This window comes from Mesorhizobium sp. M0048, from assembly GCF_040323405.1.
Classification (GTDB): Bacteria; Pseudomonadota; Alphaproteobacteria; order Rhizobiales; family Rhizobiaceae; genus Mesorhizobium.
This window is the reverse complement of sequence record NZ_JAMYUV010000001.1, coordinates 76,731-89,514: the sequence shown is the minus strand read 5'-3', so window position 1 is coordinate 89,514 and position 12,784 is coordinate 76,731. Positions and strand designations below refer to the sequence as shown.

Genomic DNA, 12,784 nt, shown 5'->3' with positions numbered 1-12,784 from the left:
GTAAAGTTTCGAGCCCGGATTGCAACGTGATTTTTCGATCATTACGCGTGTTTTCGCCGCACGCCGTCCGATTGCCCGTTTTGTTCCCGTCCGCCCCCTGGACCATCGCGGACCCTACCATTGGCCTAACGCAATGTCTTTGACGATTCAATCGCTCTATGCGCCCCATGTCGAAGAAATCGCCGTCAAAATAAGTTGATGGGCGGGATCGTTGCGCCGTCAAAGGCAATCCGTTTGCGCTCTCTGTCTTTCCCTAACGTCAGCGTTTTCTCTATTTGACGACGAAGCCGTGTGCAAACGGGTCGCGGTCGTCGATGAAGATCGTGTTCAATCCAGTCATCCGCGCCCACCCGCCGATCGACGGAATGATTGCCGGCTTGCCGGCGACGGTGACCTCTTTCTCCACCCTGCCCTTGAACAGCGACCCGATGATCGATTCATGGACGAAGTCGTCGCCGACCCCAAGCTTGCCCTTGGCGTGAAGCTGCGCCATCCGCGCCGAGGTGCCGGTGCCGCAGGGCGAGCGGTCGATTGCCTTGTCGCCGTAGAAGACGGCGTTGCGGGCATCGGCTTGCGGGTTGGTCGGCGCGCCGGTCCACAATATGTGCGACAGCTTGTCGATGCCGGGATTCTCCGGGTGGACGAAGGAATATTTCTCGTTGAGCCGCTGCCGCACCACCGGGCTCCAGGCGATCAGCTCGCCGGCCGAATGGTCGGCCATGTCGCGATAGTTCTTTTGCGGTTCGACGATGGCGTAGAAATTGCCGCCGTAGGCGACATCGACGCTGACCTCGCCGAGCCCGGGGCATTCGACCGTCAGTCCCTCGGCATAGAGGAAGGAAGGCACATTGGTGATGCGCACCTCCTCGACATAATCGCCGACTTGGCTGTACTCGGCGACGACCACGCCCGCCGGCGTATCCAGCCTGAGCACGCCCGGCGTCTTCGGCTTGATCAATCCATTTTCGACGGCAAAGGTCACCGTGCCGATGGTGCCGTGGCCGCACATCGGCAGGCAGCCCGAGGTTTCGATGAACAGGATGGCGATGTCGCAATCCTCGCGCGTCGGTGGATAGAGGATCGAGCCGGACATCACGTCATGGCCGCGCGGCTCGAACATCAGGCCGGTGCGGATCCAGTCGTATTCGGCCAGGAAATGCGCTCGCCGCTCCATCATCGTCGAGCCGTTGAGCAGCGGTCCGCCGCCGGCAACCAGCCGCACCGGATTGCCGCAGGTGTGGCCGTCTATGCAGAAGAAGGAATGCTTGGCCATGCCGGCTCCCAACTGAATGTCTTCGATCTCAAAATCGTTGCGGGCTGAACGGACCGAGATCAAGCGATGGACTCTGCCCGAGAACGAGCTCGCGGATCAAGCGTCCGGTCGCCGCGGCCTGGGTCAGGCCGAGGTGACCATGGCCGAAACCGTACACCACCGACGGCGTTTTTTGCGATTGCCCGATCACCGGCAGCGAATCCGGCAGCGACGGCCGGAACCCTATCCATTCGCGCCCATTGGCCGGATCCAGTCCCGGCAGGAATTTCTGGGCCTTTTCGAGCAGCGCTTTCGAGCGCGCATAATTGGGCGGCCTCTCAAGGCCGCCGAGTTCGACCGCACCACCGACGCGCAGGCCCGTCTCGAGCGGCGTGATGACGAAGCCATGCCCGGAAAAGATCAATTGCCGCCTTACGTCGAAGGCAGTCTTCGGCAGCGTCGTGTTGTAGCCACGCTCGGTCTCCAGCGGGATTCTGTCGCCGAGATGTCTCGCCAACAGGTGCGACCAGGCCCCGGCAGCGATGACGAGATGCTTCGCCCGTCGCCTCGTGCCGTCGGCCATGGTCAGGATCGCGCCGTCCTGTCCTGCCTCGACACGCTCGATCCGGGCCCTTTCGAACCCGGCGCCCAACCTCTCGGCATAGGCCCATAACGCCTTTCCAAGCCGCTTGGGGTCGGCGACGGTTTTCCACCCCGGAACGAAAGTTCCCTTGACGAAGCGCGGCGACAGACCGGGCTGCAAGGCGGCGAGAGCGCTCCCCTCGACATGGCTGAAGCCGATGCCGAAGCGCTGCCTTGCCGCCCAGCCGGGCAGTGAGGCCTTGAACTCGGCTTCGCTTTCGTAGAGTTCGAGCGAGCCGTCCTCGTGCAGCATCGGCCGTGTGCCGGAACGGTCGAGCAAACCCATCCATTCCGCCTCGGCGAGCTTCATCATCCCGGCCTGTGCGGCAAGGCCGGCTTCATAGCGGTCGCTTCGGCCGGCGCGCCAGAAGCGGACCAGCCAGGGCAGCAGCTTCAGCAGATAGGCTGGTGGGATGCTGAGCGGGCCGAGCGCGTCGGCGAGCCATTTCGGCAGCTGCCTGATCATGCCCTTGTGGGCGAGCGGCAGCACGTCGGAGAAGGCAAAGGCGGCGGCATTGCCGGAACTGGTCTCCTCGCAGATCCCCGTCCGATCGAAGATCGTGACGTTTCGCCCCGCCTCGGCCAGAAATGCGGCAGCGCAGATGCCGATAATGCCGCCACCAATGATGGCGACATCGAGCGTAGCATTGTCATTCATTGGCATGCGCCGCGCTGCACATCTGCAAACACCCTCGAAGGCACTGGATCAGAATGCCGGCAGTTGCGGCCGCACGGCCAGCGCATCCCTGACGACCTTTTCGACTGCCTTGCGCCGCTCGCCGGACAATGGCTGGCGCGGCATGCGCACGCGGTCGTTGGTGTTGATCGCCAAGACTTCGGCGAGCTTGATGTTCTGCACCAGATAGGTCGAGACGTCGAGGTCGAGCAGCGGCCGGAACCAGCGGTAGATCTTCAACGCCTCCTCGCGGCGGCCCTGTCTCATCAGCTGGTAGATGGCGACGGTCTCGCGCGGGAACGCGGTGACCAAGCCCGCCACCCAGCCGATGGCGCCGACCGACAGCGCCTCAAAGGCGAGATTGTCGACGCCGGTGAACAGGTCGTAGCGGTCGCCGAGGCGGTTGATGATCTCGGTCGAGCGGCGGATGTCGTCCGAGGACTCTTTTATGGCGACGAAGCGCTGGTCCTTGGCCAACTCCTCCATCTGGTCGACGGTGACGTCGACGCGATAGGCAAGCCGGTTGGAGTAGATCATCACCGGCAGGTCGCCGGCCGCGGCGACGGCGCTGAGTGCCGCGACCGTCTCCTCGGCATTGGTATGGTAGATTGGGCTTGGCACCACCATCAAACCGTTGGCGCCTTCCTTGGCGGCGCGGCGTGCGATCGCCGCCGCCTCGCGTGTACCGGCCTCGTTGACCGTCAACAGCACCGGTTTTTTGCCGGCGATCTTCTGGGCGGTCTTCAGCACCGCGATCTTCTCGTCATGCGACAGCATCGGGCCTTCGCCGAGCGACCCGCAGACGATGATGCCGTCACAGCCGGCCTCCATCTGCAGCGCAAAGCAGCGCTCCATCTCGGCATGGTCGAGGCCGTCGTCCTCGGTGAATTTGGTCGTAACGGCGGGGAAGACTCCGGCCCACATATCGATCGCTCCATCTGATATATCAGTCGTATATTTCTTAAGAAGCCGACTGTCAACGTTGAATCTGATATGATATATCAACAATATATCAGGAGAAGCCGCATTGGTATATGACAGGCCGGGCTCCGAGCCGGCAACTGCGAAGGCCTACCGCAGGCTCGAGCACATGATCGTAACTCTCGAGCTGGCGCCGGCGAGCTTCATCACCGAGGGGGCGCTGATCGACAGGCTCGGCCTCGGCCGCACCCCGGTTCGCGAAGCGATCCAGCGGCTGGCTTGGGAGGGGCTGCTCGAGGTCCGGCCGCGCGCCGGCATTGCCATTGCCCCGCTGCACCCCGGCGACTGGCTGCGTGTCCTCGACGCCCGCCGTGGCGTCGAGGTGGTGCTTGCCCGCTCGGCCGCTCGCTTCGTCACCCGCGAGGCCGCCGACCTGTTCCATGACGCTGCCCTTGCCATGCAAAAGGCGGTGATTTCGGAAAATGTGTTTTACTTCATCCAGGCCGACAAGGCGCTCGACGAGGCGCTGGCGCTGGCTGCCGACAACCCGTTCGCCGCGCGCCTGGCGGCGCCCTTGCAAACCCACAGCCGCCGTTTCTGGTTCCGCTACAAGGCCGATACCGGCTTGGCCGAATCCGCCGAGCATCATGTCGCGCTGATCCGCTCGATCCTAGCCGGCGACGAGGAGGCCGCGGCCAAGGACGCCAAGCGCCTGATGGCACTTTTGCGCGGCCATGCCGAGGCAGCTGCCACACGCTGAGCCTGTCATTTCGTCATGCGCCCTGGCCGGGCAGGGCCATCACGTTTTCCCAATTGTCGCCGGCCGCGACGATGCAGCTTCTGCCGGCGATATCGGTGACGACGATACTCCAGGTTCCGGTCTCGGCGACAAAGACTTCCATGACCGCCTCATGACCGATCAGCCCCAAAGCAAACTGCCTTTCCTGGAACTTCTCGCTCAAATGGGCGACGAGCTCGCCATGTTCAACGCAGTATTGATATTGCGCGCTTGCGGTGTTCGTACCCACCGCCAATGCGCCAGCAAGAACCAGGGTTTTCACCCATCCCAACAGCGATTTGTGTGCCATAGGCACCTCCTTTGCCATCGCGTTCCGGCAAAGGAGGGGTTTGACAGCCTCACTTTGCCGGAGCGATCCAGGCCGGTTCCGACGTCATCATCATCGCGTCGTTCCTTTCTGTGTTCCGGTCTGCCATCGGTGGGAACGATTCTAGATGTTCCCATTATGTTCTCGATATATGGTATCGGCAATGGAAAAGCGCAAGCAGGCGCCCAAGCGGGCGCCTGCAGATCCGTTTTACGGTTGTCGCCGAAAGAATGGGCCACCAGGCTGCGCGGCCATGCCGAGGCCGCTGCTACGCGCGAGCGTGGAACCTCATCAGGTGCCTGGCAGCGCCGCTATCGTCATCGCGCTCTCCCAGCCTTCGCCGACTGAAATCACGCAGCTTTGGCCTTTTGTGTCGCTGGCGAGGATGGTCCATGTGCCCTTGTCGGAAACGAAGACTTCAAGCACCACATTCGGATTGACGACGCCGACCGCGCTCGGGTTTTCATGAAACTTCTCGCCGAGCGCCTTCACCATATCGGCGCGTGCCGCACATTGCTCGGCAGCCATTGCCGGGACGGCGGAAAGGGCCATCGCAGCGCAAGCTACAGTCGCCATGAGACGTGTCATCTGACACCTCCTTTGCGCCGGACGATATCCCCGGAGCCGTCACCAGCGCCGTTGGTTGATCTGCCAGCGTCTGCTTCGCGGCAGGACTGCAACCTAAGAAGATTGCTGCCTTCTTGGTTCCATCACATTAGTGTTCATGCCGATGAAGACCGCGACGAAAAAAAGGCCCGGGTCGAGCCCAGGCCTTCTTTTTCCGCGATCTGGATCAGTTCATCGTCGGGATGACGAATTCGGCGCCATCCTTCACGCCGGCCCGCGCGCCCGAAGCCGAAGGCGAGGACGCGCAGACAGAAAACCGTCCGGCTAATTCATCGTCGGAATGACGAACTCGGCGCCATCCTTCACGCCGGCCCGCGCGCCCGAAGCGGAAGGCGAGGACGCGCAGACAGAAAACCGTCCGGCTAATTCATCGTCGGAATGACGAATTCGGCGCCATCCTTCACGCCGGCCCGCGCGCCCGAAGCCGAAGGCGAGGACGCGCAGACAGAAACCCGTCCGGCTAATTCATCGTCGGAATGACGAATTCGGCGCCATCCTTCACGCCGGACGGCCAGCGCGACGTCACCGTCTTGGTCTTGGTGTAGAAGCGGAACGCGTCCGGCCCGTGCTGGTTGAGGTCGCCGAAGGAGGACGCCTTCCAGCCGCCAAACGTATAGTAGGCGATCGGCACCGGGATCGGCACGTTGATGCCGACCATGCCGACCTGGACCCGCGAGGCGAAGTCGCGCGCCGCATCGCCGTCGCGGGTGAAGATAGCGACGCCATTGCCCATCTCGTGCTCGTTGGCGAGCCTGATCGCGTTCTCGTAGGTCGGTGCGCGCACCACCGACAGCACCGGCCCGAAGATTTCTTCCTTGTAGATGCGCATGTCGGCGGTCACATTGTCGAACAGGCAGCCGCCCATATAGTAGCCGTTCTCGTAACCCTGCATGGAAAAGCCGCGTCCGTCGACGACCAGCTTGGCGCCTTCCTTGACGCCGGTGTCGACATAGGACTTGACCCGCTCCAGCGCCTGCGCCGTGACCAGCGGGCCGAAATCGGCGGAAGAATCTGTCGACGGACCGACCTTCAGGCTCTCGACGCGCGGCACCAGTTTTTCCATCAGCCGGTTGGCGGTGTCGTTGCCGACCGGAACGGCCACCGAGATCGCCATGCAGCGCTCGCCGGCCGAGCCGTAGCCGGCGCCGATCAGCGCGTCGACGGTCTGGTCCATGTCGGCATCCGGCATGATGATCATGTGATTCTTGGCACCGCCGAAGCACTGCACGCGCTTGCCGGCCGCGCAGCCGCGCGAGTAGATGTACTGGGCGATCGGTGTCGAGCCGACGAAACCGATGGCCTTGATGTCGGGATCGTCGAGGATGGCGTCGACCACTTCCTTGTCGCCGTTGACGACATTGAGGATGCCCGCCGGCAGGCCGGCCTCGATGAACAGTTCGGCAATGCGCATCGGCACGCCCGGGTCGCGCTCGGACGGCTTGAGGATGAAGGCATTGCCGCAGGCGATGGCCGGCGCGATCTTCCACAGCGGGATCATCGCCGGAAAATTGAACGGCGTGATGCCGGCGACGACGCCGAGCGGCTGGCGCATCGAATAGACGTCGATGCCGGGGCCTGCGCCATCGGTGAACTCGCCCTTCATCATGTGCGGCGCACCGATGCAGACCTCGACCACTTCGAGGCCGCGCTGGATGTCGCCCTTGGCGTCGGCGATGGTCTTGCCGTGTTCGCGCGCCAATATCTCGGCCAGCGCGTCATACTCCTTGGCGATCAGCTCGAGGAACCGCATCAGGACGCGCACGCGCCGCTGCGGGTTGGTCGCCGCCCAGCCGGGCTGTGCCGCCTTGGCGTTTTCGACCGCCGCGCGCAATTCCGCCTGCGAAGCCAGCGCCACCGTGCCGCGCACCGTGCCGTCCATCGGCTGCATGACGTCCTGCTTGCGGCCGCTGGTTCCGGCGACGCGCTTGCCGCCGATGAATTGACCGTATTCGATCATGGTCTCTCTCCCTGGTTCGTGATTAGGCATTGTCCGCCTTTGCGAGAGCGATGGCAACGCGAGCGAAAACGCAACCGTTGTGCAGAAAATAGATAGCAGTGGGTGTCTGTGCATCAAATCGCGCAAATGATAGAGATGTGTGGTGTACGCCATGGGATAGAGAAATTGAGTTTCTTCGCCGTCGAGCGCTGCCGTAATCGTCATCATCCGGACCATCCCGATGAACTGGGATGATGCCCGCATCTTCCTTGCCGTGGCGCGGGCCGGTCAGATCCTCGGCGCCGCCAGGCGGCTGGAGCTTAATCACGCGACCGTCTCGCGCCGCATCGCCGCCCTCGAGGATGCGCTCAGGACAAAACTGTTTCGCCGGCTTACCACCGGCAGTGAGCTGACGCCGGCGGGCGAGCGTTTCCTCGAGATCGCCGAACGCATGGAGGGCGACATGATCGCCGCGCGCTCGACTGTTTCAGGCGAAGGCGACGACGTGTCGGGCACCGTGCGGATCGGCGCGCCAGACGGTTTTGGCGTCGCCTTCCTGGCCAGGCGCCTCGGCGCGCTGACCGCTCTGCACCGTGAACTCACCATCCAGCTGGTGCCGGTGCCACGCTCCTTCTCTTTGTCACGGCGCGAGGCCGACATTGCCATCACCGTCGAGCGGCCGACGGAAGGCCGCCTGGTGGCGGGAAAGCTGGTCGACTACACGCTCGGCCTGTTCGCGTCGCGTGCCTACGCCGACACGCATGGCCTGCCCGGAACCGCCGCCGAGCTAGCGCAGCATACGCTGATCGGCTACGTGCCGGATCTGATCGTCAGTCCCTCGCTCGACTACGCGGCCGAATTCAGCGCCGACTGGCGCACCAGCTTCGCCATTTCCTCCGCGCTCGGCCAGGCCGAAGCGGTGCGTTCCGGCGCCGGGATCGGCATACTGCACACCTTCGTTGCCCGCTCGATGCCGGAGCTGGTGCCTCTCGATATCGTCGCACCCATACGCCGCGCCTACTGGCTGGTCTATCATGAATCGGTCAGGCCGCTGCGCCGCGTCCAGGTCGTCGCGAGCTTCATTACCAAGGCCGTCGAACGGGACAGGGGTTTGTTCGCATGAGCCTGCCGGCCGCTGGCTGTCTTAGCTGGTGGGCGTCTTACTTGGCGTATCGTCCGGGCCCGAGATCGCCGACGTCGATGTCGGGCACCCGGCTGGAGATGATGTCGGCCAGAACCTTAGCCGAGCCGCAGGCCATGGTCCAGCCGAGTGTGCCATGGCCGGTGTTGAGATAGAGATTGGAGAAATCGGTGCGGCCGATCAGCGGCGGCCCGTCCGGTGTCATCGGCCGCAGCCCGCACCAGAAGGTCGCCGATCGCATGTCGCCGCTGCCCGGAAACAGGTCGCCGACCGAATGTTCGAGCGTGCGGCGCCGCGATTCGTGCAGCCGCAGGTCGAAGCCGGAAATCTCCGCCGTGCCGCCGACCCGGATACGATCGCCGAGCCGGGTGATCGCTACTTTGTAGCTCTCGTCCATCACGGTCGAGACCGGTGCGGCGGCGGCGTCCTTGATCGGCAGGGTGATCGAATAGCCCTTGACCGGGTAGACCGGGATGGGCCGCTTCAGCATGCGCATGAACCGCGCCGAATAGCTGCCCATCGTCATCACATAGGCATCAGCGATCATCCAGCCCTTGCTGGTGCTGATGTTGGTGATGCGATCGCGCTTCTTGACGACGCGCCGTATCTCCGTGTCGTATTCGAAGGTGACGCCGCGTGCCGCGCAAAGCTCGGCAAGCCTGTCGGTAAACATCTTGCAGTCGCCGGTTTCGTCGCCGGGCAACCGCAGGCCACCGACGAATTTTTCGCGCACGCCAGCCAGCGCGGGTTCGGCCGCAATGCAGCCGTCGGGGTCGAGGACCTCGTAGGGGACGCCATAGGTCTTCAGCACCTCGACATCGCCGCCGACGCCGTCGAGCTGCTTTTGCGTTCGGAAAAGCTGCAGCGTGCCCTTGGCACGCTCGTCATAGGCGATGCCGGTCGCCTCGCGCAGCGCCTTCAGCGTGTCGCGGCTGTACTCGGCCAGCGGCACCATGCGCGCCTTGTTCAGCGCGTAGCGTTCAGCCGTGCAATTGCGCAGCATCTTGACCAGCCATATCCACATATGCGGATCGAGGGCCGGTCGCACCACCAGTGGGCCGTGCTTCATCAAAAGCCATTTGATGGCCTTCAGCGGAACGCCGGGCCCGGCCCAGGGCGAAGCATAGCCGGGCGAGATCTCGCCGGCATTGGCAAAGCTGGTTTCCAGCGCCGGGCCTTTTTGGCGATCGATCACCGTCACCTGATGGCCGGCCTCGGCAAGAAAATAGGCGGTGGTGACCCCGATCACGCCGCCGCCCAGCACGAAGATCTTCATCGTTTGGTTCTCCGCGGCGGCATCTCGTCGGGATTCGAGACCGGGATCATCGCCGCCTTCTGTCTGCCGGATTCTGTGGCGTCAGCCAAGTGCCGATGCTCAGGGAAAAGACATGCGTGAGGACAACAAGCTTGCGTCCTAGCGATTCACATAGCGCCGGTGGAAACGGTGGCCGAGGCTGGTCAAGACCTCGTAGCCGATAGTGCCGGCCTGGCCGGCTACCTGGTCCACCGTCTGCGACGACGGCCCGATCAGTTCGACGAGGTCGCCGGCCTTCAGCTTGCCGGGCGGCAGTGCGGAAATGTCGAGGATGATCGTATCCATTGAAATCCGGCCGACGAAGGGCAGCCGCACATTTTCGAACCAGGCAGCGGAAGCGGCGCGACGATGCCAGCCATCGCCGTAGCCGAGCGAAATCGTCGCCGCGGCAAGCGGGGCCTTGGCATGGAAAGTGTGGCCGTAGCCGACACCGGCGCCAGCCTCCAGCATCCGCACCTGGATGACCTTGGCCTGCAATCGCACCACCGGCAGCATCGGATTGTCCTTCGCCGGCGTCGGATTGATGCCATAGAGAGCGGCACCCGGACGAACGAGGTCGTAGTGATAGCGCTGCCCGAGAAAAATGCCCGATGAATTGGCAAGCGAAACCGACGCTTCCGGCAGCATCCGGCGCAGCCGTTCGAATTCCAGCCGTTGCTGTTCGTTGGCCGGTTGCTCGGGTTCGTCGGCGCAGGCGAGATGGCTCATCACGAAGGTCAGTTCGACACCGTCGAAGGCCTGTGGATCCCGCGCGACTGCCTTCACCTCGGACAGCGTCATGCCGAGCCGCGACATGCCGCTGTCGACTTGGAGGGCGGCCGGCAGCTTACGGCCCACCCGTCCGGCCATTTCGCGCCATGCCGCGAGTTGGCTGGCGCTGTTGAGTACGCTGCAAAGCCCTGCTGCAACCGCTTCCCTTTCCGCACCCGGCGGAATGCCGTTCAGCACATAAATGGCCGGGCCTGAGCCGAGCGCCTTGCGCAGCAAGATGCCGCCGGCCAAATGCGCAACAAAGAAGGTATTACAACCCTCAGCCATCAGTGCCGCGGCTACCGGCACCGCGCCAATCCCGTAACCGTCGGCCTTGACCACTCCAGCACAACTGACTCCGCCCAGCCGCGCCTTCAGCCGCCGGTAATTCTCACGCACGGCGCCGAGATCGATGGTCAGGATCGCCCCCGCCGCGGCTTCGCTGACCGGTTCGCCCAGGGTGGCGGTCGGCGGAAGAGATTTGCTGGAGATGTCGTTCATGCCGACCTGTTTTAGCGGAAGGCTGGCGGCTACGCCACCAGATGCCGGAACGCCGCCACCACGTCTTCGTAGACCTTGCGCTTGAACGGCACGATCAGGCCCGGCAATTCCAGCATCGGCCGCCACGCCCACCGGTCGAACTCGGCCTTGTGGCCACCCGGCGGCGGATTGATCGCGATCTCGCTTTCGTCGCCGTCGAAGCGGAAGGCAAACCATTTCTGCGTCTGGCCGCGATATCGTCCCTTGAAGGCGACGCCGACCAGATCGGCCGGCAGATCGTATTTGATCCAGTGCGGCGCCTCGGCCAACAACGACACCGAGCGCATGCCGGTCTCTTCGTAGAGTTCGCGCTTGGCCGCGAGCAGCGGCTCCTCGCCATCGTCGATGCCGCCCTGCGGCATCTGCCAGAGCTGTGTCGTTCCGGCGAACTCGCTGTCTGGCTCGGCAATGCGATGGCCGAGCCAGACCAGGCCGTCGCCATTGAGGACCGTCACCCCTACGCAGGGCCGGTAGGGCAGCGTCTCGGGGTCAACGAGCTTGTTCTTTGCCATCTCAGCCTTTTTCCGGATCTATTGCCACCGCCGAAATCGGCACGATCTCGATGCCGCGCTTCTTGGCCTCGGTCACCCAGGAAGACACGGTATCCACCGTCAGGTCGAAGGCCGAGCCGACGCCGACGGCAAACCCTTTCGCCCGCGCCGTCGCTTCCAGCCCGTCCAGTTTCTTCAATATGGCGCCGCGGTCCTGCACCGCGTCGATCGCCGTATCGCCGCCGACGAACGGCACGCCGTCCTTCAGCGCCAATTCGGGTGCCAGGCTGCGCGCTGAGGAACCGTCATCGACATAGGCGAGGCCACGCTTGCCAAGCTCGGCCATCAATGGCCCCATTGCCGTCGCGTCGGCCGAAAAGCGGGCGCCCATATAGTTCATGACGCCGGTGTAGTTGGTCGTTCGCGACAGCGCCCAGCGTAAATTCTTCAAATTCTCGTCCGGCGTCGCAGCCACGGTCAGCGTGTTGCGGCCAGGATTGACGTTCGGATAGTCGAACGGCTCGAGCGGCACCTGCATGATGACCTCATGGCCGCCCTGCCGCGCCACCTGCATCCAGCGGCCGATGCTGTTGCCTTGCGGCGCGAAGGCCAGCGTCACCTCCGCCGGCAGCTTGGCGATGGCTGCCTGCGTGCCGGTCTGCGACACGGCAAGACCGCCGATGACGAGCGCCACGCGTGCACCGCGCGCGCCGGACCACGGCCGCGCATAGACATCGAACGGGCGCCGGCCGTCGGCGGCGCGGATCGGCAGCGGACCGGTCTCGCTGGCCTCGATCAGTGCCTTGTCGGGAATGTGCGCGATCCTGAGGTTCTGGCCGATCGTCGAAGGGTCGCGGATGACGATGGCCGCCTCGGGTGGACCATCGCCCTCCTCGGTCTGGACATGGATGATCTGCGGACCGCCCGTCTTCGGCCCGGTTATGTTGGCGCCGCTTGCGTTGCTTGGCGCTGCCGTTTCGGGCGTCGCCTTGGCGGGCGCCGCGGCGGTATCCGCCGCCGCCGGCGTCTTCGGCGTCGAAACGGCTACTTCCTGCAGCTTCCGGAACGGCTTGTCGCGCAAGGCGATCGCGCTGGAGACGCCGACCACGGACAGCACGACAAGCGCGGCCGCGACCGCACCGGCGCTGATCCCGCCGCCCGAGCGCGACGGCCGGATCGCCTGTCCGAGAGGTCGTTCTATGTCCTTGCCGATATCAGCCAAGCCCGCACCCCCGGCGTGCATCCCCGAAGTAAACCTTCTCCGGAGGCGCAAAATTCAAAATGTCGGCGCGTCCCCTTGCTTCACTGGACGCGCAGCATGCCCGGCAGCAGCCCCGAATCAAACTGCCGGAACCTCGCGGCCCCGGCAGCATCGCATCGCTTCGCT

Annotated in this window: 12 protein-coding genes; 2 read left to right on the top strand and 10 right to left on the bottom strand. The window is 64.1% G+C overall.

The features are described 5' to 3' along the window. Positions 1-271: 271 nt before the first annotated feature. The 3 genes from NKJ84_RS00415 to NKJ84_RS00405 are packed head-to-tail and all read right to left on the bottom strand — an operon-like array spanning position 272 to position 3,494. Positions 272-1,273: a 4-hydroxyproline epimerase gene (locus NKJ84_RS00415; RefSeq protein ID WP_352504917.1), complete on the bottom strand. Its 1,002-nt coding sequence runs from the start codon at positions 1,271-1,273 to the stop codon at positions 272-274. 28 nt (positions 1,274-1,301) lie between these two features. After that, positions 1,302-2,552 (bottom strand): NAD(P)/FAD-dependent oxidoreductase, encoded by a 1,251-nt coding sequence (locus NKJ84_RS00410; RefSeq protein ID WP_352504916.1) that lies wholly within the window; start codon positions 2,550-2,552, stop codon positions 1,302-1,304. A gap of 48 nt (positions 2,553-2,600) precedes the next feature. Beyond that, positions 2,601-3,494, bottom strand: a complete 894-nt coding sequence (locus NKJ84_RS00405; protein ID WP_352504915.1) for a dihydrodipicolinate synthase family protein — start codon at positions 3,492-3,494, stop codon at positions 2,601-2,603. 166 nt (positions 3,495-3,660) lie between these two features. Here NKJ84_RS00405 and NKJ84_RS00400 point away from each other — a divergent pair, with 166 nt between their 5' ends. Beyond that, entirely contained in the window at positions 3,661-4,251 is a 591-nt protein-coding gene (locus NKJ84_RS00400; RefSeq protein ID WP_502895519.1) for a GntR family transcriptional regulator, read from the top strand. Positions 4,252-4,264: 13 nt separating this feature from the next. Here NKJ84_RS00400 and NKJ84_RS00395 read toward each other — a convergent pair whose 3' ends face one another. The 3 genes from NKJ84_RS00395 to NKJ84_RS00385 form a co-directional block, all read right to left on the bottom strand. After that, positions 4,265-4,597 (bottom strand): hypothetical protein, encoded by a 333-nt coding sequence (locus tag NKJ84_RS00395; RefSeq protein WP_352479613.1) that lies wholly within the window; start codon positions 4,595-4,597, stop codon positions 4,265-4,267. 291 nt (positions 4,598-4,888) lie between these two features. Beyond that, on the bottom strand, positions 4,889-5,185 hold the full coding sequence (locus tag NKJ84_RS00390; RefSeq protein WP_352479612.1) for a hypothetical protein: 297 nt from the start codon (positions 5,183-5,185) through the stop codon (positions 4,889-4,891). Between the two features lie 499 nt (positions 5,186-5,684). Continuing rightward, the gene (locus tag NKJ84_RS00385; protein WP_352504914.1) at positions 5,685-7,181 is read right to left on the bottom strand and encodes a CoA-acylating methylmalonate-semialdehyde dehydrogenase; all 1,497 of its coding nucleotides are present in this window, start codon (positions 7,179-7,181) and stop codon (positions 5,685-5,687) included. A 220-nt stretch (positions 7,182-7,401) separates the two neighbouring features. On the opposite strand from NKJ84_RS00385, the gene NKJ84_RS00380 reads away from it, so the two are divergent. Further along, on the top strand, positions 7,402-8,283 hold the full coding sequence (locus NKJ84_RS00380; protein WP_352504913.1) for a LysR family transcriptional regulator: 882 nt from the start codon (positions 7,402-7,404) through the stop codon (positions 8,281-8,283). Positions 8,284-8,320: 37 nt separating this feature from the next. Here NKJ84_RS00380 and NKJ84_RS00375 read toward each other — a convergent pair whose 3' ends face one another. The 4 genes from NKJ84_RS00375 to NKJ84_RS00360 all read right to left on the bottom strand — a co-directional run bounded on the left by NKJ84_RS00375 (position 8,321) and on the right by NKJ84_RS00360 (position 12,619). Further along, a complete protein-coding gene (locus NKJ84_RS00375) occupies positions 8,321-9,649 on the bottom strand; it encodes a D-amino acid dehydrogenase (RefSeq protein WP_352505150.1) in 1,329 nt (442 codons plus the stop codon). 66 nt (positions 9,650-9,715) lie between these two features. Further along, complete coding sequence (alr, locus tag NKJ84_RS00370) at positions 9,716-10,867, bottom strand: alanine racemase (RefSeq protein ID WP_352504912.1); 1,152 nt, start codon at positions 10,865-10,867, stop codon at positions 9,716-9,718. Between the two features lie 29 nt (positions 10,868-10,896). Then, complete coding sequence (locus tag NKJ84_RS00365; protein WP_352504911.1) at positions 10,897-11,418, bottom strand: RNA pyrophosphohydrolase; 522 nt, start codon at positions 11,416-11,418, stop codon at positions 10,897-10,899. A 1-nt stretch (position 11,419) separates the two neighbouring features. Then, on the bottom strand, positions 11,420-12,619 hold the full coding sequence (locus NKJ84_RS00360) for a divergent polysaccharide deacetylase family protein (RefSeq protein WP_352504910.1): 1,200 nt from the start codon (positions 12,617-12,619) through the stop codon (positions 11,420-11,422). Between the last annotated feature and the right edge of the window lie 165 nt (positions 12,620-12,784).